Source organism: Streptomyces sp. So13.3, from assembly GCF_005860785.2.
GTDB lineage: Bacteria > Actinomycetota > Actinomycetes > Streptomycetales > Streptomycetaceae > Actinacidiphila > Actinacidiphila fildesensis.
Genome location: NZ_CP048835.1, coordinates 629134 through 649666, shown reverse-complemented (window position 1 = coordinate 649666; position 20533 = coordinate 629134). Strand labels below are relative to the sequence as shown.

The window sequence follows — 20533 nt, the reverse complement described above, 5'->3', positions numbered from 1 at the left end:
TGCACTCCGCCCGTACGGCGCCGCTCCTTTTCCGGGCCCCGGCCGGTGGCCGGGGCCGGTGTGGTCCCCCGGCCGATGGCGCGGCCGATGCCCTTCACGGCGTTTCGCCCCGGGCGAGGACGATGGCGTAACGGCACTCGGCTTCGGTGTTGTTGGCGAAGACGCATGCGGCGGGCTCGCCCAGTTCGATCGTGTCGCCCGCGTCGAGTTCGTGCACCGCGTCGCCCTCGTGGAACGTCAGCCGGCCCGCCAGCACCCAGACGACCTGCCGGATGAAGACGAAGGCCGCGGCCGGATACGGCACGCGGGCACCGGCGGGCAGTCGGACGTCGGCGATCTCGGCGGGGAAGTGCGGCCCGGTGATCTGGCGCCGGCGGTACCCGGTGGCCGGATCGCGCCACTCCACGGCGTCGGCCGAGCGGCGCACGCCCGCGGTCGCCTCCCCGCTCTCGCCGGCCGCGCCTTCGGCGAGCGCCAGCAGGGAGGAGACACTGAGCTGGAAAGCGGCGGAGAGTTTGCCCAGGACCACAGCGGTGGGGCTGCTCTCTCCGCGCTCGATCCGGTTGATCATGGCGCGGGACACACCGGAGGCGGCGGCGAGTTGCGCCAGGGTCCACTGCCGCCGGTTCCGTTCGGTGTGGATGCGAGCTGCGATCTGCCTCACCAGTGGGTCTACTATATTGGACATGGATCCAATATACGAGAACTCTGGATCGGTGACGATCCGCCCGGCACAGACCAAGGACGCGGAAGCCGTTCTCGCCATCCGCAACCAGGCGATCGAGCACTCGACGGCCCTGTGGACCACGACGCTGCAGACCCCGGCCGAAGGGGCCGCCTGGCTCGCCGTTCACCTGGAGCGGGGCTCGGCGTTCGTGGCCGAGAAGGCGGGCGGGGTCGCGGGCTTCGCGGTCTACGAACCATGGCGGCCGAAGGACGGATATCGCCACACGGTGGGGAACTCGGTCTATGTCCGCGAGGACGCTCACGGGCTCGGCATCGGCTCAGCTTTGATGACGGCCCTCATCGACTCGGCGCGCGAGACCGGCCATCACGTGATGATCGCCGACATCGAGGCGCGCAACACCGCCTCGATTCGGCTGCACGAACGGTTCGGCTTCCGCCACGTGGGCACCGTGCCGGAGGCCGGCACCAAGTTCGGCCGGTGGCTCGACCTGACGATCATGAGACTTCCGCTGACCTGAGCGACATCTTCTCCGATCTGCCGCTGCCCTCCTGATGCTTCCTGACGGCTCCCGCGGCTCAGCCCGCGCTCTTCACGGTCGCGCTCTTCGCGGTCGCGTCCTGCTCGGACGGAAGAGGCCGGTCCGGAGGAGCAGCCAGCAGTTCCCGGACCCGGGGAATCACCTCGCGACCGTGAGGTCGACGTGGGGTGCGAAGCGGCCCATGGGACCGCCGATGATGGCGATCATCAGCGGCAGGCCGTGACCATGGACGGTCTGGCCGAACGGGCGGGGCTGGGCAAGGGCACGGTGTTCCGCCGGTTCGGCAGCCGCGCGGGCATCTTCCACGCGCTCCTGGACGACGACGAGCGGGCCTTCCAGGAGCAGGTACTGGCCGGGCCGGCCCCTTTGGGCCCGGGCGCCGCGCCGACCGCCCGCCTGATCGCCTACGGCCGGGCCCGGATCGCCTTCCAGCTCGGGCACTACGACATCGCCCGCGCCGCCCTGGACGGCACCCGGCCGATCGCGGCCGGGGAGGGGACGATCTCCCAGGTCCACATCCGCATGCTGCTGGGGCTGGCCGACCTCGGCGTCACCGATCTCGACATGCTCGCAGTGCAGCTCACGGCCGCGCTGGAAGGCCCATTCCTGCTGTACCTGTCCGCGCCGGAGCACGCCGACGCCGCCCTCCGCGTCGAGGAGCGCATGGCTCAGGGCTGGGAGGAGCTCGTCCTGCGCATCTGCCGTCCCTGATCGCCGAGCCGGCCGTACATCCCGTCGACGTCACCTCCGTTGCGGCTGTCGTTTCCTAGGGCGTGATCGTTCGTTGAACCATGCATGGCGGATCGCCTGGTGCGATGGCGTTCTTGTGGTCGGCGTGAGGGAGGGCTGTTCATGGCCAGCGTGTTCCAGCGGAACAAGATCAAGGGAATGTTCGCGGCGTTCGATGCGGACGGGGACGGCTACCTGCGAAGGGACGACTTCGAGGCCCTCGTGGTCCGTTGGGGCCGACTCCCGGGAGTGGGGCCGGGGACGGAGCTGCGCGCCCGGGTGGAGGCGGTCGTCATGGGCTGGTGGGAGGGACTGCTGGCGGTCGGCGACGCCAACAACGACGGCAGTGTCGACTTCGACGAACTCGTCGTGCTCGTGGACCGGCTGCCGTCCATGCGCGAGTCCGTCACGGCGACCGCCGACGCGATCTTCGACGCCGTCGACGAGAACGGGGACGGCCGGATCTCCCGCAGCGAACACCGCCGCCTCATCGAAACCTGGCACGGGCAGAGCATCGACACCGACGAGGTCTTCGACCTTCTCGACCTGGACGGTGACGGTCACCTCAGCCGCCCGGAGTTCGCCGTGCTGTGGTCCCAGTTCTGGATCAGTGACGACCCTGCCGAGCCCGGCAACCTGGTCTGCGGGCGGATCCCGCATCAGGGCCACGGGAGCACGGTCGAGGCATGATCCGGTAGCACTACCGGCCGGTGCTTCAACTCAGGAACGCGGCAGTGGTCGCCACGAACCGGTCGGGGTCGTCGAGCCAGGGACAGTGGCCCGCCCCCGGCTGCACCGCGAGGGTGGCGTCGGGGAACAGCGCCGCGAATTCCGCCACCGGCCGAGGAGGGCTGTTCAGGTCGAACTCGCCGCCGAGCAACAGGACCGGGACGTCGCAGGTGGCGAGCGCCGCACGCGTGGCCTCCGGGCTGAAGGCGCCCTCGGCGGCGAAGCCGGCGACGGCGTCCTGGTTGCTCGGCCGGCCGGCCGCATAGTGCTTCTGCGCCGCGGCATCCCACCGGCCGCAGAAGAACGGAGCAATGGCCTCCCAGTCGCTGCCGGTACCTTCGGTGATCGCCTCCAACGCGGCGAAGGCCGCCGGGAACCACGGCTCGTTCTTCCGCCGCTGCGCGAGCTCGCGGCGCGTCTCCCCGCTGATGTCCACCCCGACAGCTCGGGTGCCAGGGCCGATCAGGGCGAGTCTGCCGACGTTCTGCGGGTACCGGGTCACGTACTGCGTCGCGATGTTCGCGCCGGCGGAGTGGCCGAGCAGATCCGTCCTGCCGAGTCCGAGGTGTTCGCGCAGCGCCTCGACGTCGTCGACGAGACGGTCGCAGCGGTAGGAGGAGGGGTCCTGCGGAACGGCCGACCCGCCGGTGCCGCGGAGGTCCAGGAAGATCAGCTTGCGGTGCCCGGACAGGCCGCCGAGATCGCCGAGGTAGCGGGAGTCGGTGGGACCGCCGGGGATGCAGACGACCGGGTCGCCGTCCCCGAGGACGCGGTAGGAGAGCTGGGTTCCGTCATGTGCGGAGAAGGTGGGCATGCCGTGGATCCTGACACTTATAACCACGTTATACAACCCGGTTATGACGGCCTGGTGCTCAGGGTATATAACCGGGTCATGACGGGCGAGGAGAACACGCACCAGATCCCCGAGGGGCTGACCGAGGCGCAGGCCGAACGGATGCTCGCCGACATGAACGAGGTCATCCGCGCGGGCGAGGAGATGCGGAAGCTGCGCGCCGACATGATCAAGATCTTTGCGGACCTCGGCTGGACCCAGGACAGGATTGCCCAGCTCACCGACATGAGTCAGCCGGCTGTCTCCAAGCAGGTGGCGAAATACAGGTTGGGCGACCCACTGCCCGCGGCGACCTTCTCCCTCGACCAGCGCGACGTGCCATGGCTCGAAGGACGCCTGTGGGGCCTCGCCGAGGAGATCGCCGAGACCGTCGACTCCGCCCGCAGCGCGCGCTACGTCAACGCCCTCGCCAGGGGGAAGAAGCGCTTCACGCCCCAGAACGTCGACGAGCTGCGCCGCCTCGTCGAAGAGGACCTGAGGCTGCACCGGGCAGAGCTGCCCGGCGGATACCGGAACGCGTACGACGAGATCAGCCGCGGCCTCGACCTCCCCGAGCAGGTCACCGCCACCGGATCGGCCTCCGTGCGTCGCGCCCTCGCCTGCCAGATCCAGCGCGACCGGCTCCGGAACGACGTCTGAGCCCTTGACGCTGGGGCGACCATGCCCCCGCGTGGACGAGGTCTTCGTACTGCCTCAGTGCGTGGCGGAGCCGTCGAGCATCCAGCGGCGGACCGCCAGGACTCGCGGCAGGGCGATGACCCGTTGCGGCGAACCGTCCTCGCGCTCGACGACGAACACCCCGTCGGCTATCAGTTTGTCGAGCGTGTAGGTCGAGATCCCCAGCAGCGATGCGGCGACCCGCAGCGGCACCGTCAGGCCCGCGAAAGCGTCCGCTTCGCTTCCGTGCTCCAGCGCCCGCAACGGCCGATTCCGTGGCCCCATTCTCGAACCCCCCTCTGACCAGGTCTGTTTGATTCTCCCTTCTTACCTCAAAGCACCGACAGAGCGGCAGTACGCCCCTGGGGCCGGCCGGCCCGAAGTCCCGCCCGAACGGACGAGGGCAGGTCCCAACAGGCGGAAACCCGGGGGAGTCGGGAATGAAGCCGCAGCGGCCGCATGTTGATGACCGCTGATCGACTCTTCTAGCTCGGGAAGAAGGCAGGCTCATGACGTCCTCGCCGACCACTATGCGCGCCGTTCGACTCTCCGGCCCCGGCCCCGTCGACAACCTGCGGCTGACCACGCTCCCCCTCCCACCCGAGAGGGACGGCTGGGTGCGCATCCGCGTCGAGGCGTTCGGCCTCAACCGCTCGGAGTTGAAGCTGCGGCTGGGTGTGAGCACGGGTGTCAGTTTCCCCCGGGTGCCGGGTATCGAGGCCGCCGGCACCGTCGACGCGGCACCGGCCGGCAGCGGACTGGCTCCTGGGCAGAAGGTCGTCGCCATGATGGGGGACATGGGGCGCACCTTCGACGGCGGCTATGCCGAATACACCTCGGTGCCGTTGTCGCAGGTCATCCCCGTCGACACCGACCTCCCCTGGGAGGTGCTGGGCGCTCTGCCGGAGATGGTGCAGACCGCCAACGGCTCGCTCACCATCGGCCTGGACCTGAAGCCCGGTCAGTCCGTGTTGATCCGCGGCGGAACGTCCTCGGTGGGCCTGGCCGCCGCCGCTCTGGCCGCCTGGCGCGGCGCCACGGTGCTGTCCACCACCCGGCGGGCCGATCGCCTCACTTCGCTGAAGGAGCACGGTGTCGACCACCCTCTGCTCGACACCGGCGAGGTCGCGCCCGCCGTGCGCGAGCTGTATCCGGACGGCGTCGACGCCGCCCTTGATCTGGTCGGCACGCCGACCCTGCCCGACACTTTGCGCGCGGTGCGCGTGCACGGCACGGCCTGCTTCGGCGGCAGCCTGTCCAACCAGTGGACGGTGCGGGATTTCTCCCCGAACGAGTACCTGCCCAGAGGCGTGCGCCTGGCGGGCTACTTCGGCGACGCCGCCGATCTGCCCCGGGAAACCTTCCAGGAGATCCTCGACGCGGTCGCGGCAGGGCAGCTGGCCTTCCCCGTGGATCGCGTCTACGACGGCCTGGAGCAGGTGGCGCAAGCCCATGACGACATGGAACACGATCGCGCCACGGGCAAACTCGTCGTCCGCGTCCGGCATTAGCGGGCATCCGGTGGTCAGCCGACCCGACGGGCCAGTACCTGTCCGGGCCACTCCTTGAACAGGAATCGGTCGGTGGGTTCGAAGTTGTTGCGCTCGTAGAACGCGACCAGTTCGCCCCCGCCGCCCGCCCAGCAGTCGACGCGCAGCAGCTCCACACCGGCCCGCCGGGTTTCGTCGGCGGCATGAGCCAGCAGTGCCGCCCCGATGCCGAGACCGGCGCAGCGGCGGTCGGAGACCAGCAGCCGCACATACCGCTCGGGTTCGCCGGCCGGCGCGATCGGCACCTGTGGGTTGGGTCCGGAACCCAGCACCAGGGCTCCGGCCGGTCTTCCGTCCAACTCCGCGATGTAGGGGGCGTTCTCCGTCGTGTACCGCTCGACCCGTGCCACTCCGCCGGGCCGCCGCGAATACGGTGTCGTGCCCCACTGCTCGGTGTTGCCGCGAGCGTTCATCCAGGCCACTGCCGCGTCGAGCATGTCGAGAATGGCTGGTGCGTCGGCCAGGCTGCCCGGTCTGATCTGTATGCCATGTGTGGTGTCGTTCATGGCGAAAGCTTAGGGGCCGTCGGACGGATCATGCAGGGGGTGCCGCTCTGCGGCGCGGGGCTGCGGAACGGGGCGGGACGGCGGTCATGTGGGCACGGATCCGCCCGAGCAGGCCGCCGAGTGCGATCATTTCGGGGCGGGACGGCCGAACGCGTCAGCCCGTCATCGCCCTGATCCCCCTCGAATGGACGCCCTCATGAGCATGGCCTACCTTGCGCAGCCCGATGAGCAGCAGAAGCTCGAATGGCTCGACGGCGGAGTCTTCTCCGTTCTGCTGGACAGCGCGGCCACCGACGGCCAACTGACCGTCGGCCGATTCGCCGTCAACAAGGGCGAGGCGCCGCCGTATCACCTGCACACCCGTGAGGACGAGGTCTTCATGCTGCTCAAGGGCGAAGCCCTGGTGTGGTCCGACGGCGAGGAATGGGAACTCTCCGAAGGCGGCATCGTCTATCTCCCCAAGAACGTCCCGCACGGCTACCGGATCACCTCCGACACCGCCGACCTGCTGATGATCTGCACCCCTGGCGGCATCGAGGGCATGTTCCGCCACGCAGGACGCGATCTGTCCACACCCCGGCCCGAGGGCTTCCAGATCTCCCCGGAACGCTTGGCCGAAGCCGCTGACGCCTACGGCCAGATCATCGTCGGCCCCCCGCGCTGACCCCGGGCGGCTCTTTCCCCCAGGGCGCCCGGCCCACCGGTTCAAGGGCGTGGGTAACTCCATGTCGTCATCGGCCCGCCTGCCCGTCCCGGTCGTCTCCGCCGCGTTAGCATGCGCCCATGCCGGACGCCGCGCCCCGCCCCGAGCCGTTCATCCCGCAGACCGCCCCAGGGGCGGTCGAAGACCTCCGGGCGCGGCTGCGTGTGACCCGCTGGCCGGACACGCCCGAGGACGCCGGGTGGTCGCTCGGTTCCGACCTCGGTTACCTCCGTGAGCTCGTCGCGTACTGGGCGGACGGGTTCGACTGGCCGGCGCAGGAGGCGGCACTCGCCCGCTTCGCCCGCTACCACGTCCCGCTCGGCGGCCTCGGGATCCACTTCGCTCACGTCCGCGCTGTCGCGCCGGCCGGACCCGTCCTGCCGCTGGTCCTCAGCCACGGCTGGCCGGACTCGTTCTGGCGCTACGCGAAGGTCATCCCGCTCCTGACGGACCCGGGCGCGCACGGCGCCGACCCCGCTGACGCGTTCGACGTCGTCGTGCCCGACATGCCGGGGTACGGGTACTCCGACCGCCCCACCGGTCCGCCCCTCGACTCCATCGCCGTCGCCGGCCTGTGGGCCGAACTCATGAGCGTTCTGGGCTACGCGCGATTCGGCGCCGCGGGTGGGGACATCGGCAGCCATGTGAGCCGCTACCTAGCGCTCGACCACCCCGACCGGGTGGTGGCCGTCCACCGTACGGACGCGGGTGTCCCCGTCTTCGCCGGGGACCCGGCGGACCTCGCCCCTGAGGAGCGCGCCTGGCTCGGCAGCGCTGTGGCCTGGGGAGGAGCCGAGGGAGCCTACGCCGCCATGCACCGTACGAAGCCCCAGACCGCCGCCTTCGGGCTCACCGATTCGCCGGCCGGTCTCGCCGCGTGGATCGTCGAGAAGCTCCGGGCGTGGAGCGACTGCGACGGCGACATCGAGCGGTCCTTCACGAAGGACGAGATCCTCACCAACCTCACGATCTACTGGCTGACGGGGACCATCGGCTCGTCGATGCGCATGTACCACGCGAACGCCGCGATCCCACCGGCGCAGCTCGCCCGCCGGGTCGAGGTGCCGTCGGGCTTCTCGCTCTTCCCCGGCGACATCGTGCGCCCTCCCCGGGCGTGGCTGGAGCGTACGGCGAACGTCGTGCGCGTGACCGAGCCGGCGCGCGGTGGCCACTTCGCCGCCTTCGAGGAGCCCGAGCTCTACGCGGAGGAGCTGCGCGCGTTCTTCCGCCCCTACCGGGCGGTTGCGGAGGGCTGAGGTGAGCCCTGGACGTCGACGTGGTGGTCGGCGGGCCCTACAGCTCAGGCATTCTCGCCGGCGGTCAGCACTTCGAGTACCAGAAGGCACCCGCGGAGATCATCGACAAGGTGACCCGCATCAAGAAGCTCACCGAGCGGCACGGCATCGGCATCAAGGCCGCCGCTCTCCAGTTCTCGCCGGCCCACCCCGCCACGGTCGCGGCGATCCCCGGCGCGACCAGGCCGAGCCGTATCGCCGAGGACGTGGCGGCCCTGGACGAGAAGATCCCGGCCGCGTTCTGGCAGGACCTGCGTGACGAGCAACTGATCGCCGCCACCGCCCCGGTGCCCGCTGTCTGATCCGCCGTCCGATCCCGTCCGATCCCGTCCGATGCGCCGTCCGATCCGCCGGCGCGGTCCGTGGCCCCCGTCATCCGGTGGCGGAGGCCTCGACGATGTTGCCGTTCTTGTCGATCGTGTGGGTGTTCCAGTACGTGTCCCATGTGTCGCCGACGTGCTGGGGGACCTTGCCCTCCGGATAACGGACGTACCCCTTCGGCGGCTCCTGGCCGTTGGGCGCGCAGGCCTTACCGGTGGTGCCCACGGCCAGGACCGGGTACTCGCCGCCACCGCAGATCGCGTCCTCGGTGGAACAGCCGGTCAGGGCCACGGCCGCCGCACAGGCCATGGCGAGGCCGAGCACGAACCGCGTCGGGCGGTTGCCGCCCGCAGCCGCGGTCTTACGGGATCCGCTGGTCGTACGCACGTGATCTCCCTTGCGATGGGTTGGTCCGCCCAGCCTGCCCGAAAGCAAGAGGGAGATCATGAGTACGGCTACTCACGCGAGTCGGCACGGCTGACCGGACGGGCCGGAACCGGTGCTCCCGGTGGGAGGTGCGCGGCGGGGAATGAATCCGTCAGGGTACGGTCCGTTAGATCATCGGATCGCGGGCAGGAGCCAGCACTATGAGCAACGCAGAAGTGACAGAGCACCCGCCGATCTACGGTCGCCTGATAGAAGAACGCGGCGATGTGCTGGCCGCGACGCGGGAGGCCGCCCAACAGGTACAGCATCAGGCGGTGACGGCGCTGGACTGGAGCGACGTGCGACGTGCCCAACAGGGGAGGGAGGCGCGCGGTTACCCCGCACTCGGGTGAGAATCCGGCTCTGATTCGGCCACAGTGTGGACAGTTGGGGAGGCGTCAGGCTGCGAAGAGTTGTCCGTAGCCAGTGATTTCGGTGGTGCTCGTACGGGCCGCGCGGAGGGCCGACCACAGCAGTGTCTGATTGGCGGTGAGGACAGGCCGGCCGAGGGTGGTCTCGAGGTTTTCGATCGCGCCGACGGCGCGGAAGCCGTTGCCTCCGATGACGACGGCCTCGGCGCCCTCGGGGACGTGGTCGGCCGCCCAGTCGTGCAGGTCGTCCGGCCGGATGAGTGCCTGTCCGCTGGGCAGCGCGCAGGGGGCGGAGAACACCACGTCGAATCCGGCGTCCTGGTAGTAGGCCCGGCCGAGATCGTCGAGTTCGGTATCGAACCACGGCGGATCGATCAGGCAGATGCGGGTGGCACCGAGGGTGTGCAGTGCGTCGACTGCCGCGGCGCAGGTAGCGACCACCGGCAGTCCGTGGGCACGAGCCGAAAGGCGCCTGAGCATCGCTGCTTCGCCGTCCGCACCGATGACGTACGCGGAGCTGGTGAACCCGAAAGCGACCGCCGCAACGGGCGCGGTGGCGAGCTGTTCGGTGGCGTCGTCGACATCCGGCGGATCTGCGAAGGCCCGGACCGGGGCGAGCGGGATCGTCGGGTCCATGGCACCGCCCTGCCGTATACCGCCGAACGGCACCCGGGCGGCGTGAATGCCCACGTCGGGTGGGGCCATCGCGCGCAGCTCCGACTCCGGTCCCACGTCGGCGTGCGGTGTCAGTACGCCGAGGCGCACCCGTACGTCCCAGCCATCGGGTCGCCACATTGCGCTCACTCCTCGACCGGCGAGCTCTCCACCTTCCATTCTGCGGGCTCCATGCCCGGAGTGCGACGCCTGGGCCCGGCGGTGCTCCCTCGTCGTGCCATCGAGGAAGGCAGCACTTCCGCGGGCAGGGTTGGCGATGGATCAGCCCTGTGCTGCCCGTAGCGGGCAGCCGGTGCCCACGCGCGCGGCCAGTTCGTCCCGCAGGGCCGCGAGTTCAGCCATGCGGGCGTCGACGACGTGGATCTTCTCCTCGAACAGCGCCGACAGCGCTTCCGCGGTATCCGGGTGCTCGCGTAGTTCCTCGCCGGTCCGTGCGATCTCCGCGAGGGAGAACCCGAGCGTCTGCGCGGTGCGGACATAGTGCAGCCAGGCGACCGTCTCGGGCGGGAAGTCGCGGTAGCCGTTGGGCAACCGCCGGCCCTGGACGAGGCCGACCTTTTCGTAGAACCGGATGGTGTCCCTGGTCATGCCCGCCTGCGCGGCCAGCTCTCCGATACGCATGGTCCTCCGTCGCACGATGGGCTTGACCTTGGACCGTACTCCACTGTTTAGCGTGAGGTGTCGCTGCCCCAAGAACAGCAGGAGCCTCACCGTGATCCCTTACCTCACCCCCGCACGCCCGTCCTACCTTCACGTCGTACGGGCGAGCGCCTGGTACGACCTCGTCGTCACGGCAGGATTCGCGACACCGTGGACGTACGCGCTGCTGCACAATGCGCTGTCATCACTGGGCGACACACTCGGGATGGGCCACCTGCCCGAACTCGACCCGGTACAGACCCTGTACGCGAATCTGATGGGTTCGGTCGTGGTCGTCTGGGCCGTCCTGCGCATCGTCCGGCCGCTGCCGGTGCACGGGTTGTTCGACGGCGCCGCGCGCACGCTGTTCGCGGCGTGGCAGGCGTACGCACTGACCCACGGTGCCATGCGGTTGCTCTGGCTGTTCTTCGTCGTCGAGGTGGCCTTCGGCGTCGTACAGCTCGCGCCGTGGTGGCGGTACCGGCGCACCGACCGGGTGGATGCCCCTGCCGGCCCGGCCGACGGTCGCCCGCACCCTGCCGCGAGTCGGTGACGCACGGGGTTGCGGGCCTGTACCGGGTCTGGCCCCCTAGGCTACAAAGTCGCCACCGGATCTGGAGCATCTGCCGTGATCGGTTCGACGATCTCCCACCGCTCGGCGATCAGGCCGTCCTGGAGGCGAAAGACATCGGCCACCGCGATGTCGAGCCCGCCTCCGGGCAGCCACCGCCGGGAGAACATCGTCACGTAGTCGCCTTCTGCCACAAGGCGGCGGATGTCGATCCGTATGTCGGTGAGGGGCAGCTTCCGTGCTGCCGCGATCCAATCCGCTTTCGTGGTGGTCCGGAACGGCAGCCCGTGATCCGTGTAGTCGTCGCGCAGGAGCGGCGCGACGGCATCGAGGTCGCCTTTGCCGTACCGCGCCAGGCAGGTGAGGACCAGTTCCTTGTAGTCAGTGCTCATGTCCCCGAGTGTGCTGGGGTGGTCGGGGACTGTCGATGAACTCGCAGTTCATGGAACGTGGTCGGAGGGTACGACTAGGGTCGGCGCTGTGGAGACGGTAGGTGGCCTGTTGCGCGAGTGGCGCCACAGCCGACGGCTGAGCCAGCTCGATCTCGCGCTGGCGGCGGGCGTTTCGCCGCGGTACGTCAGCCTCATCGAGACCGGCCGATCCCGGCCCAGCGCCGACATGGTGCTGCGGCTCGCCGCTCAGCTGGAGGTGCCGTTGCGGCATCGCAACCGGCTGCTGGTGGCGGCCGGGTTCGCGCCCCGCTATCGCGAACGGCCGCTCGACGAGCCGGACATGTCGGCCGTTCGGGACGCCGTGGCCAGGGTGCTGAAGGCGCACGAGCCCTATCCGGCCCTGGTCGTGGACCGGCGTTGGAACATTCTGATGACCAACGCACCGGTCGTGCATTTCCTCGCCGACGTCAACCCTCAACTCCTTGTCGCTCCGGTCAACATGGTGCGGCTGGGGCTCGATCCACGGGGTCTCGCCTCCCGGATCGTGAACCTGGCGGACGTTCGCTCGTTCTTTCGCGCCCGGTTGTCCCGCCAGGTCGCCAGGACCGGTGATCCGGTGATCGGCGCCCTGTACGACGAGTTCTTCGCGGACGACGAGCCTGCCGGATCAACCCCTGGGCTGGAGTCCGAGGTGGCGATTCCGATGGTCTTCCGGCTGGACGGAGGCGAGGTGCGACTCTTCTCGACCATCACGACGTTCGGAACCCCTCAGGACATCACGCTCGAAGAGATCTCGATCGAGTCCTACTATCCGGCGGACGCCGACAGCGCCGCCGTCCTGCGCAGCATGGCCGGTCCGGCGGGGGACCGGTGCGACGACGGGCAGTAGGCACGGCCCGCTGGAGGATGTCGCGTCGGAACGTGCCGTACGGATCGATGGGCGACCAGGACCCGGCGGCGGTCGGTCCGCGCCGGTTCTCCCGATCGACGCATCATGCCGTGGCCTTCTCGCCGATCGCGTCGTCGGCGGAGGTGGTCGCCCGGCCGTTCGTGACGCGTCGCGTACGGACGATTCCCCAGCCGACGAGTGCTGCGGCCACGACGGTGAGCGTGAGGCCCGCGATCGTGACCGCCTCCTGGAATTCCGCGGTCTGTTGCGTGCTCCAGTTCGCTGTGGCGAGGTTGCCGGTGAACAAGGCCGCGAGGATGGTGCCGGTGACGGCGATGGCGATTCCGGAGGTGACTTCGGTGGCAGTGTCGACGAGGGCAGCGCCGATCGTGGTGCGATTCTTCGGCAGACCACGGAGCACGTTGACTCCGGCGACCACGCCGACCACGCGCATTCCCGCTGCCACGAGCACGAGTGCGATCGCGACCCACACATATCCGAACCTGCCCAGCAGACCGTAGACGGCGAGCCCGAACACGACCGCTGCGGCACTGAGCCATGCGGCCCGTTCGAGGCCGACCCGTTGCACGAACGGATTGACGAACGCGCCGCCCGCGACGAGGACGATGACCTGCGGCAGCATTCCGAGAGCGGCGAGTGCGGGCGTCCACCCCCAGTCGAGCTGCAGCTGCAGCGTCACCAGGTATCCGAGGCCGGCGGTGGCCAGCCCGGCCGCGGCCTTGAACGCCAGGCCGCTGGACACCAGAGGGTGAGCAACGAGTTCGAGGTCGAGGAGCGGGTAACGCGCCGAGCGCTCGCGGAGGACGAAGAGCATCGCAGCCACGACGGCCGCTGCCGTGGTCGCCCACGGGATCCACGATGCGGCGCCCTGGTGGACGAACAGCGTCGGTGCGACGAGTGCGAGCACGATCGTCGCCGTACCCAGCACCGCACCTGCGATGTCCACCGGATCGCGGTGCAGATCGGCCGCGACGTCCGCGCCGATACCGGACCGCACACCGATGAATGCGAGCACGGCGATCGGCACGTTCACCAGCAGCAGGACCTGCCATGGCGCGATCGCCAGCACGAAGCCACCCACGGTCGGGCCGATCGCGAGCCCCACCAGACCCACGGTCGAGATGAGGGTGGTCGCACGGACGCGCAGGCCGTCCTCGTCGAACAGCCGGAATGCCAGCGCCATCGATCCCGGGGTCGTCATCGCGGCCGCGACCCCCATCGCCACCCGGACGGCGATGAGTTGCTCCACAGTGGAGACAAAGGCGGTCGCCAGGCTCGCCACGCCGAGCAGAACCAGCCCGATGAGCATGATCCGTCGCCTGCCGAACCGGTCGGCGATCGCGCCGCACGCCAGCATCAACCCGCCGAACACGACGGCGTAGGCGCCTGTCACCCACTGCAGCGCGATCGTCGAAGCGTGCAGATCGCGTCCGATCGTGGGCAACGCGACGTTCAGGATCGAGTTGTCCAGCATCTCGAACAGAAACACTGCCGACAGTCCGGCCAAGGCCACCCAGGCCTCGCGCAACGACCGGGGCGAGCCAGGAGAGGGGTCCGCCGCCGCGAGTGCGGTTCCGGTCCCGTGGGGAGTACTCATGAACGGCCACCTAAGATATAGAGGTCTATCTTACGGATGCCAGAGTAGGGCGCTAGAATAAGATAGGCAAGTCTATCCAAGGAGGTATGGATGCCCGAACGACGCCGCGGAGCGGCACTGGAGAAGGCGCTCCTCGATGCGGCCTGGGAAGAACTGGTGGCCAACGGGTACGCCAGGTTCACCATGGACGCGGTCGTTCAGCGCGCGGGCACCAGTCCGCCCGTTCTCTACCGCCGCTGGTCCGACCGCGACGAGCTGGTCCGGGCGACCATCGTCCGCAGCCTGGAGGAGAACCGCCTCGACGTTCCCGACACGGGAAGCCTGCGGGGGGACGTCCTCACCCTCATGCGGGAGATCAACGCCACCCGCGTCCAGTTCATCACCGTCATGAGCGTGCACCTGGCCGGCTACTACCAGGAGACGGGAACCAGCCCCCGGGACCTCCTCGCGACGGGGCGTGAGAACTCCGTCGACGTGCTCTTCGACCGTGCCGTCGACCGCGGCGAGATCAAGCCGGAACTCCTCACCGAACGCATCAAGTCCCTTCCCTTCGACCTGCTGCGCCAGGAGGTCCTCACGACCTTCGCCCCCGTACCCGACCACGTCCTCGAAGAGATCGTCGACACGGTCTTCCTCCCCCTGGTGCGCTGACCGCGGCGACAGCGCCACGCCTCTCGCCCACGGTCCTCGGCGGGAGGCGTTGTTGTCGTCACAGTCGGTCGTGGATGGTCACCAGCTCCCGCAGTACGTCGGTCGCGGTGCCAAGGGCGACGGTGCCGTGGTGGGCGAGTGCGGTGTCGAGGTCCTGGGTCAGGGCGGCCTGGCGCTCCTGGTGCAGAAGGCGGCCGCTGTCGGTGAGGGCGACCGTGACCGATCGCTTGTCGCCCGCGGGGCGTTCGCGAGTGACGTGGCCGGCTGCGGCGAGGCCGTTGACCAGTTGCGTGGCGGCGGCCCCGGTGGTCTCCCTGGCGGCGGCCAGCCGGCCGACCGGCAGCGGCCCCTGATCGGCGAGGACGCGCAGGGCTCGCGCGTGGGTGAGGGAGAGCGCGCCGGGGGTGCGCGTGGCGCGACCGCGCAGTCGGGAGTCGGCGGCACTGAGGCCGTAGGCGGCGCTGGCGAGCTGGTCAAGGGCCTGGTGGTTCGGTGCCGTCCCCGCCCAGCTCGCCGACGCCCGCCGGGCCTGGGTCGTGTCGTCGCGGCACCGGCCGCTGCATCACCGGGACGGCGCACCGCGGGGCGTTTGAACAGGAAAAAGTGGGAACACGTCATTCATGGCGAATCCTGACGACGAAACGAAGACGCCCCACGCTCCCGGCTCCCAGCCGAGCACGCGCCCGGGCTCCGATGAACCGCAGACGATCACGGCGCCGACGCCGCCTGTCGCGCGGACCAGTGATCCTCCGGATCAGGCGGACCTGGCCGACGAGGGGGACGAGTCGGAACGGTCCCGCGCCGACGAGGCGCCGGGGAAGACGTCCGAGGACGACTGAGGGGACCGCATCCCCGAGGTGGCCGGCGGAGCCGGCCCGACGCCGGGGACCGTACTGATCGAGCGTCGGCCCGCCGTAGCTGTGGATATCCCGAGGCAGCAGGCGGGCCGCCGCTCGTGCGGTGAGGCCTATCGCGATCCCGGACGCCGCTCGTCAGCTCGGACCGGAGGCCGTCGCCTTGTCGCCGGCCGTGGCGTCGTCGAATGGATCGAGGGCGATGCGGCCTGGACGATCATCGACCGGATCTCGACGAAGTACACCGGTGCGCCGTACTCCCGAGGACCGGAGCGCGTCGTGGCCGTGATCGAGCCCGAGCGACAGACCGTCGGTGTCGGCTGAACCGGGGCAGGCGGTCGTGGCCGCGCGCTCGCCCGTCGCTATCGTGCGACGGGCGACGTGTCGCTCGCGTGGAGAGGGCGGACCAACACGCGGGTGGTGCTGGCGTCGTCCTCGGTGACGTCCCGGACATGCTCGAAGCCGATTCTGTCCAGCAGGGTCAGTGAGGCCTTGTTGGTCGCGGCTACGGTGGCGTGAACCCTGGACAGTCCGAGGGTGCCGAAGCAGTAGGCGGTGATCGCTTCCGCCAGTTCGGTTCCCAGGCCTGACCCCCAGGCCGCCGGCGCCAGAGCGTAGATGATCTCGTGGCCTCCGGAAACCTCGGTCGGCTTGATCTCGGCATGCCCGACCAGGAGCCCGTTCCGACGGACGGCCCAGACATCGAACAACTCCTGGGCATAGACCTTCGTGAAGATCCGCCCGAACAGGGCCCGGTCCGCCGCTTCGGAGGCGGGGCCGTCACCCATCCACTGCGACACCCTGGTGTCCTGGAACAGTGCGACGAAGCCCTCTTCGTCCTCGGGGACATACGGTTCCAGGAGCAGTCGCTCGGTGCGCAGCGTAGGGGTCACGGGCGGCGACGCTACCCACGCGACACCCGGTCGGCAAACCACTTTCGCCGGACGGCCCGTACCCGGGCGGAGTCGGTCAATTGGCTCCAACTCCCGTACGTTGTGGGCTGGTTCGCGCACATTGCTCCGTGGTGGGCCCGCTCGGCGGGCCGGTAGTCACAAACCGGGGGAGTAGCAGGTGACCACCTTCATCATGGGCCACGGGAATTACAGCGAGCCCGACACTTTCGTCCCGACCGGCAGCAGAATCGGCATCTACGCAGAGGTCAACACCCTGCTGGCCATCACCATCGGCATGGCGGTCCTGTCCACACAAGGGGGCTTCGAGCCGCCGACCACCTTCGACGCGACGGCCGGGAAGACCTCGAAGGTCCACAACTACCGGATCGGTCCGCTCACCCATCCCGAGTACCAGCGGATGCGCACCGTCGACTCCTCGAAGAACACGATCATCTACATCGGCTTCACCGAGGGGTTCGGGAACGAGACCCAGCTCTGCACGGACCTCCAGGGCTGCACGGGCGGCCGGCATCAGTGTGACGGCATCCTGGGCCGGGTCCACGACACCGACATCCGGCTCGCCTTCTGCGTGGGGAAGGCGAGCGAGTCGGGGCAGAGCAAGATGACGACCACGTTCCCGGCGACCGACACCTACGCGGAGCCGAACGCCCACCTGGCGCGCTACATCGACGAGGCCAAGGTCTGGTTCGAGCGGATGACGAAGACCCCGGACGTGGCGATCCCCGCGTTCCACAAGCTCGCCTCCACCGCCCCGGGCGCCCGCGAGGCGTCGTTCATCCTGGCCTCCTCCAAGAAGCTGGAGTCCCTGCTGATCCTGCACGACGCCCGCCAGTACCGCGGCTCGCTGAGCGCGTGGGACTTCCTCAACTATCTGTACGGTCTGACGGAGAAGTCGCGCGCGAGGGTGACCAAGCGACTGCGGACGGAACCCGCTCCGGCCGCCGTTCCCGCGCCCGTGACCGCGCTGGACCGCTTCGTCGCCTCCTACTTCACCGCCGGCACGGCCGAGCGCCGCGCCGGCTGGGCGGCCCTCACCTCGCAGGAGCGGGCGCAGGCCACCGGGAACCACCTGCTCAAGTTCTGGTCGACCCACATCGTGCCCGTCATCGACGTGTACCAGCAGGGCTGGGACTCCCACGATCAGCCGGTCGGCTGGTTCACGGGCGCTTCCTACCGGTCTCCGCTCACCGAATTCGGCGAGGCGGAGGCCCAGCTCTCCCCGAGCTATGTGGACTCCTTCAACGCCTGCATGGCGTTCGGTCACACCGCCGGCCCGGCGGCCTGCCTGGCGCTGTGGAAGCGCCTCGAGGGCAACCCGGACGCCCAGCGGCTGCTGGGCATCATGACCAGGACGAAGGACCCGGCGGCCTGGAAGGCGCAGGTCACACCCGATACCGAGGCGGACCCGCTGGCCGCCTGGCTGGCCGACCACCGAGCCGCCGAGCTGGCCGTCGTGCGCCGGGCGCAGCAGACCGCGGTCGAGGCGGCGCCGAAGGCCGCAGTCGTGGCGAGTTCGTCGTCCTCGGAGAGTGAGGACATCTTCGCGACCGATCCCTTCGCGGACTTCTGGGACGACGCGGACACGGACAACTGGCGGGCCTGCAGGGACTGGAGCAAGGAGAAACCGGTCCAGGTCATCGAACTCGCCGGCCAGTTCAAGTTCGCCGAACGGGCCACGGCCCTGGCGGCCGCGTTCCCCGCCGCCGTGTGGGGCACCTTCTCGGTGGAGGAACTGGGCTTCTCAGGGGGCACCCTCCAGCTGACGGCCGGTGCCATCGACCTCGGTGCGTTCAGGGCCTACCTCGCGCGGCCGGAGATGACGCGTCTGACCACCATCACGGTGCGGTAGCCAGCCCGGCCGCGCGCGCCCTTCGATGGGCCGGGCCGTGCGCCAGGGTGCGGTCCCGGCGGACCGCACCCTGGCCGGTCCCCGCACGAGCGGCACACCGCCGCCACGGTCGACACCGCGGGGCGAGGCGCTGGAACGGCACAGGCCTTTCCCGCCGACCACCCCATTCCCGGCGTGATGGTCACCGCCGAGCCCGGTTGGACCGCCAAGGTGACCACCGCTCATCTCAAGATGCCGATACCGGTGTGAGGTGAACGCCGGCCCAGGCCACCGGACTGGGCCGGCGTTGTGCCGCGGAGTCCACGGTCACCTGCCGGGGGATGTCCCGATCAACGGCGGTGGGGTTGGCACCAGGTGCGGCCGGGAGCTGGCCGGAGTGAGCCGGCGACCGGCTCGGCCTAGCGTCGTGTGCATGGGACTTGTGAACAATCCGCGCACAGTGACGGCGACCCTTGCTGCCGCGTTCGTGCTGGCGGCGGGTATTCCGGCGTCAGCGTCGGCCCCACCCGCCGCCGTCTCGCACCCCCCGGCCGCCGCCCCGACGACCGCTGCCGGACTCGACCGCTACGAACACCAGTCGTTGGCGTGGAAGAGCTGTGTCCTCGGCCCCGACGACGACACCGGCCAGGAGCTGGAGAAGGCCGGGGCCCGCTGCGCGGACGTCATCGTGCCACTCGACTACGCCGATCACGGCGGCCGTACGATCACCGTCGCCGTCTCGCGGATCAAGGCCACCGACACCGCTCACCGCATCGGCTCCCTGCTGCTCAACACGGGCGGCCCCGGCGGACAGGACATCGGCGACCCGCCCTGGGTGCACGACGCGATGAAGGACGCGGGCGGTCGCTACGACATCGTGGGCATGGATCCCCGGTTCGTCGGCCGCAGCACTCCGCTGGACTGCGGATGGCCCACCGGCAGCCCCTTCCGCTGGGCAGGTTCGGACCGAGCCGGGTTCGACCGCGTGACGGCGTTCCAACGGGACCTGGCCGACCGCTGCCGGACGACGAACGCCGACGTGCTGCCGTACATCACCACCCGCAACACCGCCCGCGACATGGACGTCGTCCGTGGCGCCCTCGGCGAGCGCCGCGTCTCCTATCTCGGCTACTCGTACGGCAGTTACCTCGGTGAGGTCTACTCGACGATGTTCCCCGGCCGCACCGACCGCATGGTCCTCGACGGCGTGATCGACCCGTCCCGGTACGGCCCCCGGCTGCTGGTCGGTACCGAGACCGCCAACGAGACGGCGCTGAGCCACTGGGCCGGATGGGCCGCCGAGCACGATTCCGCATACGGCCTGGGCACGACCCGTGACGCCGTCCTGGGCACGATCGACCGCATCCAGCGCACCGCCACCGAGCGGCCCCTGGTGATCGGTGGCGGGTCCTCGGTGTCCTATCAGCTCGACGAACACATTGTGCCGTTCGTCGTCTTCAACGGTCTGTCGGACGATACGGAGCAGGCGCGGCGGTCGTTCGCCTCCTCGATCCGCACCCTGGAGCAGGCGGCGGAAGGGCGACGGGCCGAGCCCGACGCCGACTTCGCGGAGGCGCTGGATTTCCTGCTGAAGGGAGGCGACGAGGCATCGGCCTACGGCAGCGTGCAGACCGCGATCCTCTGTGGTGACGTGGCCGCCCCGCGCAACCCGGAGGTCTACTGGCGCGACGTCCAGCGCAGCCGTGAGCTCCACCCGCTGGTGGGACCGTTCACGAACGACATCAGCCCCTGCGCCTTCTGGGACCGGCCACGCGAACGCCCCACCGTCGTACGCCACGACCTTCCCGCGCTGATGGTCAACGCCACGGGCGACCCCCGTACGCCCTATGCCGGCGCCACGGCGATGCATCGCGCGTGGCCCAGTTCGCGCCTGGTCACTGTCGACGGTGCCGACAGGCACGGTATCTACGGCGCGTACGGCAACACCTGCGCCGACAACACGGTCAACGTCTACCTGCGCACCGGAAGGCTGCCCGCCGCGGATGTCACCTGCCCGACCACCGGGCCCACCGCTGGGACCCGGCCGCCGCGCGCAGGAGGATGAGGCCGTCGCCGCGCCGCTCGGCAGGGTCGAGGAGCGGCGCGGCGGTTCACGGTGATCGATGTGGTCCCGGG

At 69.8% G+C, this 20533-nt stretch carries 26 protein-coding genes and 1 pseudogene; 16 read left to right on the top strand and 11 right to left on the bottom strand.

The features are described from left to right. Positions 1–94 precede the first annotated feature (94 nt). Entirely contained in the window at positions 95–688 is a 594-nt protein-coding gene (locus tag C8250_RS02995) for an XRE family transcriptional regulator (protein ID WP_138352324.1), read from the bottom strand. Between C8250_RS02995 and C8250_RS02990 the strand changes: the two genes are divergently transcribed. The 3 genes from C8250_RS02990 to C8250_RS02980 all read left to right on the top strand — a co-directional run bounded on the left by C8250_RS02990 (position 687) and on the right by C8250_RS02980 (position 2645). Beyond that, positions 687–1205 carry a GNAT family N-acetyltransferase gene (locus tag C8250_RS02990; protein ID WP_138352325.1) on the top strand — a complete coding sequence of 173 codons (519 nt, stop codon included), beginning with the start codon at positions 687–689 and terminating at the stop codon, positions 1203–1205. The two genes, C8250_RS02995 and C8250_RS02990, sit on opposite strands and share 2 nt — an antisense overlap. A 246-nt stretch (positions 1206–1451) precedes the next feature. Further along, positions 1452–1937, top strand: a complete 486-nt coding sequence (locus tag C8250_RS02985) for a TetR/AcrR family transcriptional regulator (RefSeq protein ID WP_138352425.1) — start codon at positions 1452–1454, stop codon at positions 1935–1937. Positions 1938–2078: 141 nt separating this feature from the next. Next, positions 2079–2645, top strand: coding sequence for an EF-hand domain-containing protein (locus C8250_RS02980; RefSeq protein ID WP_138352326.1), 567 nt, complete (start codon positions 2079–2081; stop codon positions 2643–2645). Positions 2646–2670: 25 nt separating this feature from the next. On the opposite strand, the gene C8250_RS02975 is transcribed toward C8250_RS02980, so the two are convergent. Continuing rightward, a complete protein-coding gene (locus C8250_RS02975; RefSeq protein ID WP_138352327.1) occupies positions 2671–3498 on the bottom strand; it encodes an alpha/beta hydrolase in 828 nt (275 codons plus the stop codon). A 78-nt stretch (positions 3499–3576) separates the two neighbouring features. On the opposite strand from C8250_RS02975, the gene C8250_RS02970 reads away from it, so the two are divergent. Further along, positions 3577–4176 carry a sigma-70 family RNA polymerase sigma factor gene (locus C8250_RS02970; RefSeq protein WP_138352328.1) on the top strand — a complete coding sequence of 200 codons (600 nt, stop codon included), beginning with the start codon at positions 3577–3579 and terminating at the stop codon, positions 4174–4176. Between the two features lie 54 nt (positions 4177–4230). Here C8250_RS02970 and C8250_RS02965 read toward each other — a convergent pair whose 3' ends face one another. Beyond that, positions 4231–4479, bottom strand: a complete 249-nt coding sequence (locus C8250_RS02965) for a hypothetical protein (protein ID WP_138352329.1) — start codon at positions 4477–4479, stop codon at positions 4231–4233. A 224-nt stretch (positions 4480–4703) separates the two neighbouring features. On the opposite strand from C8250_RS02965, the gene C8250_RS02960 reads away from it, so the two are divergent. Next, entirely contained in the window at positions 4704–5705 is a 1002-nt protein-coding gene (locus tag C8250_RS02960; RefSeq protein WP_138352330.1) for a zinc-binding dehydrogenase, read from the top strand. Positions 5706–5719: 14 nt separating this feature from the next. On the opposite strand, the gene C8250_RS02955 is transcribed toward C8250_RS02960, so the two are convergent. Then, positions 5720–6250: a GNAT family N-acetyltransferase gene (locus C8250_RS02955; protein WP_138352331.1), complete on the bottom strand. Its 531-nt coding sequence runs from the start codon at positions 6248–6250 to the stop codon at positions 5720–5722. A 196-nt stretch (positions 6251–6446) separates the two neighbouring features. Here C8250_RS02955 and C8250_RS02950 point away from each other — a divergent pair, with 196 nt between their 5' ends. The 3 genes and pseudogenes from C8250_RS02950 to C8250_RS02940 form a co-directional block, all read left to right on the top strand. Then, positions 6447–6914, top strand: coding sequence for a cupin domain-containing protein (locus C8250_RS02950; RefSeq protein ID WP_138352332.1), 468 nt, complete (start codon positions 6447–6449; stop codon positions 6912–6914). Between the two features lie 119 nt (positions 6915–7033). Next, a complete protein-coding gene (locus C8250_RS02945) occupies positions 7034–8209 on the top strand; it encodes an epoxide hydrolase family protein (RefSeq protein ID WP_138352333.1) in 1176 nt (391 codons plus the stop codon). Between the two features lie 11 nt (positions 8210–8220). Continuing rightward, positions 8221–8550: pseudogene (locus C8250_RS02940) on the top strand (aldo/keto reductase); the annotation flags it as partial. A 70-nt stretch (positions 8551–8620) separates the two neighbouring features. Here C8250_RS02940 and C8250_RS02935 read toward each other — a convergent pair. Further along, a complete protein-coding gene (locus C8250_RS02935) occupies positions 8621–8878 on the bottom strand; it encodes a hypothetical protein (RefSeq protein ID WP_138352426.1) in 258 nt (85 codons plus the stop codon). Between the two features lie 278 nt (positions 8879–9156). Between C8250_RS02935 and C8250_RS02930 the strand changes: the two genes are divergently transcribed. Beyond that, entirely contained in the window at positions 9157–9348 is a 192-nt protein-coding gene (locus tag C8250_RS02930; protein ID WP_138352334.1) for a hypothetical protein, read from the top strand. Positions 9349–9393: 45 nt separating this feature from the next. Here C8250_RS02930 and C8250_RS02925 read toward each other — a convergent pair whose 3' ends face one another. Both C8250_RS02925 and C8250_RS02920 read right to left on the bottom strand, forming a co-directional pair. After that, entirely contained in the window at positions 9394–10161 is a 768-nt protein-coding gene (locus tag C8250_RS02925) for a maleate cis-trans isomerase (RefSeq protein WP_138352335.1), read from the bottom strand. Between the two features lie 141 nt (positions 10162–10302). Beyond that, positions 10303–10662, bottom strand: a complete 360-nt coding sequence (locus tag C8250_RS02920; RefSeq protein WP_138352336.1) for a MerR family transcriptional regulator — start codon at positions 10660–10662, stop codon at positions 10303–10305. 91 nt (positions 10663–10753) lie between these two features. On the opposite strand from C8250_RS02920, the gene C8250_RS02915 reads away from it, so the two are divergent. Further along, entirely contained in the window at positions 10754–11233 is a 480-nt protein-coding gene (locus tag C8250_RS02915) for a hypothetical protein (protein ID WP_138352337.1), read from the top strand. Between the two features lie 41 nt (positions 11234–11274). On the opposite strand, the gene C8250_RS02910 is transcribed toward C8250_RS02915, so the two are convergent. Then, a complete protein-coding gene (locus C8250_RS02910; RefSeq protein ID WP_138352338.1) occupies positions 11275–11643 on the bottom strand; it encodes a nuclear transport factor 2 family protein in 369 nt (122 codons plus the stop codon). An 88-nt stretch (positions 11644–11731) separates the two neighbouring features. Here C8250_RS02910 and C8250_RS02905 point away from each other — a divergent pair, with 88 nt between their 5' ends. Beyond that, positions 11732–12532, top strand: a complete 801-nt coding sequence (locus tag C8250_RS02905; RefSeq protein ID WP_138352339.1) for a helix-turn-helix transcriptional regulator — start codon at positions 11732–11734, stop codon at positions 12530–12532. 103 nt (positions 12533–12635) lie between these two features. On the opposite strand, the gene C8250_RS02900 is transcribed toward C8250_RS02905, so the two are convergent. Beyond that, entirely contained in the window at positions 12636–14150 is a 1515-nt protein-coding gene (locus C8250_RS02900) for an MFS transporter (protein WP_138352340.1), read from the bottom strand. A 90-nt stretch (positions 14151–14240) separates the two neighbouring features. On the opposite strand from C8250_RS02900, the gene C8250_RS02895 reads away from it, so the two are divergent. Continuing rightward, a complete protein-coding gene (locus C8250_RS02895) occupies positions 14241–14801 on the top strand; it encodes a TetR/AcrR family transcriptional regulator (RefSeq protein ID WP_138352341.1) in 561 nt (186 codons plus the stop codon). A gap of 58 nt (positions 14802–14859) precedes the next feature. On the opposite strand, the gene C8250_RS02890 is transcribed toward C8250_RS02895, so the two are convergent. After that, positions 14860–15228: a MarR family transcriptional regulator gene (locus C8250_RS02890; RefSeq protein ID WP_138352427.1), complete on the bottom strand. Its 369-nt coding sequence runs from the start codon at positions 15226–15228 to the stop codon at positions 14860–14862. Positions 15229–15421: 193 nt separating this feature from the next. Here C8250_RS02890 and C8250_RS02885 point away from each other — a divergent pair, with 193 nt between their 5' ends. Together C8250_RS02885 and C8250_RS42910 are read left to right on the top strand one after the other, a co-directional pair. Further along, positions 15422–15640: a hypothetical protein gene (locus C8250_RS02885; protein WP_138352342.1), complete on the top strand. Its 219-nt coding sequence runs from the start codon at positions 15422–15424 to the stop codon at positions 15638–15640. Between the two features lie 81 nt (positions 15641–15721). Further along, positions 15722–15979 (top strand): hypothetical protein, encoded by a 258-nt coding sequence (locus C8250_RS42910; RefSeq protein WP_198357733.1) that lies wholly within the window; start codon positions 15722–15724, stop codon positions 15977–15979. Between the two features lie 38 nt (positions 15980–16017). Here C8250_RS42910 and C8250_RS02875 read toward each other — a convergent pair whose 3' ends face one another. After that, positions 16018–16548 carry a GNAT family N-acetyltransferase gene (locus C8250_RS02875; RefSeq protein ID WP_138352343.1) on the bottom strand — a complete coding sequence of 177 codons (531 nt, stop codon included), beginning with the start codon at positions 16546–16548 and terminating at the stop codon, positions 16018–16020. A 178-nt stretch (positions 16549–16726) separates the two neighbouring features. Between C8250_RS02875 and C8250_RS02870 the strand changes: the two genes are divergently transcribed. Together C8250_RS02870 and C8250_RS02865 are read left to right on the top strand one after the other, a co-directional pair. Continuing rightward, complete coding sequence (locus C8250_RS02870; RefSeq protein ID WP_138352344.1) at positions 16727–18418, top strand: putative adhesin; 1692 nt, start codon at positions 16727–16729, stop codon at positions 18416–18418. 412 nt (positions 18419–18830) lie between these two features. Then, positions 18831–20462: an alpha/beta hydrolase gene (locus C8250_RS02865; protein WP_138352345.1), complete on the top strand. Its 1632-nt coding sequence runs from the start codon at positions 18831–18833 to the stop codon at positions 20460–20462. Positions 20463–20533: the final 71 nt, after the last annotated feature.

Bases quoted from the DNA above. Each gene is read 5' to 3' on its own strand.
- C8250_RS02995 (WP_138352324.1), bottom strand. From the start codon at position 688: ATGTCCAATATAGTAGACCCACTGGTGAGGCAGATCGCAGCTCGCATC.
- C8250_RS02955 (WP_138352331.1), bottom strand. From the start codon at position 6,250: ATGAACGACACCACACATGGCATACAGATCAGACCGGGCAGCCTGGCC.
- C8250_RS02920 (WP_138352336.1), bottom strand. From the start codon at position 10,662: ATGCGTATCGGAGAGCTGGCCGCGCAGGCGGGCATGACCAGGGACACC.
- C8250_RS02975 (WP_138352327.1), bottom strand. From the start codon at position 3,498: ATGCCCACCTTCTCCGCACATGACGGAACCCAGCTCTCCTACCGCGTC.
- C8250_RS02970 (WP_138352328.1), top strand. From the start codon at position 3,577: ATGACGGGCGAGGAGAACACGCACCAGATCCCCGAGGGGCTGACCGAG.
- C8250_RS02885 (WP_138352342.1), top strand. From the start codon at position 15,422: ATGGCGAATCCTGACGACGAAACGAAGACGCCCCACGCTCCCGGCTCC.
- C8250_RS02985 (WP_138352425.1), top strand. From the start codon at position 1,452: ATGGACGGTCTGGCCGAACGGGCGGGGCTGGGCAAGGGCACGGTGTTC.
- C8250_RS02965 (WP_138352329.1), bottom strand. From the start codon at position 4,479: ATGGGGCCACGGAATCGGCCGTTGCGGGCGCTGGAGCACGGAAGCGAA.
- C8250_RS02865 (WP_138352345.1), top strand. From the start codon at position 18,831: ATGGGACTTGTGAACAATCCGCGCACAGTGACGGCGACCCTTGCTGCC.
- C8250_RS02925 (WP_138352335.1), bottom strand. From the start codon at position 10,161: ATGTGGCGACCCGATGGCTGGGACGTACGGGTGCGCCTCGGCGTACTG.
- C8250_RS02935 (WP_138352426.1), bottom strand. From the start codon at position 8,878: ATGGCCTGTGCGGCGGCCGTGGCCCTGACCGGCTGTTCCACCGAGGAC.
- C8250_RS02950 (WP_138352332.1), top strand. From the start codon at position 6,447: ATGAGCATGGCCTACCTTGCGCAGCCCGATGAGCAGCAGAAGCTCGAA.
- C8250_RS02900 (WP_138352340.1), bottom strand. From the start codon at position 14,150: ATGAGTACTCCCCACGGGACCGGAACCGCACTCGCGGCGGCGGACCCC.
- C8250_RS02895 (WP_138352341.1), top strand. From the start codon at position 14,241: ATGCCCGAACGACGCCGCGGAGCGGCACTGGAGAAGGCGCTCCTCGAT.
- C8250_RS02980 (WP_138352326.1), top strand. From the start codon at position 2,079: ATGGCCAGCGTGTTCCAGCGGAACAAGATCAAGGGAATGTTCGCGGCG.
- C8250_RS02930 (WP_138352334.1), top strand. From the start codon at position 9,157: ATGAGCAACGCAGAAGTGACAGAGCACCCGCCGATCTACGGTCGCCTG.
- C8250_RS02990 (WP_138352325.1), top strand. From the start codon at position 687: ATGGATCCAATATACGAGAACTCTGGATCGGTGACGATCCGCCCGGCA.
- C8250_RS02960 (WP_138352330.1), top strand. From the start codon at position 4,704: ATGACGTCCTCGCCGACCACTATGCGCGCCGTTCGACTCTCCGGCCCC.
- C8250_RS02910 (WP_138352338.1), bottom strand. From the start codon at position 11,643: ATGAGCACTGACTACAAGGAACTGGTCCTCACCTGCCTGGCGCGGTAC.
- C8250_RS02945 (WP_138352333.1), top strand. From the start codon at position 7,034: ATGCCGGACGCCGCGCCCCGCCCCGAGCCGTTCATCCCGCAGACCGCC.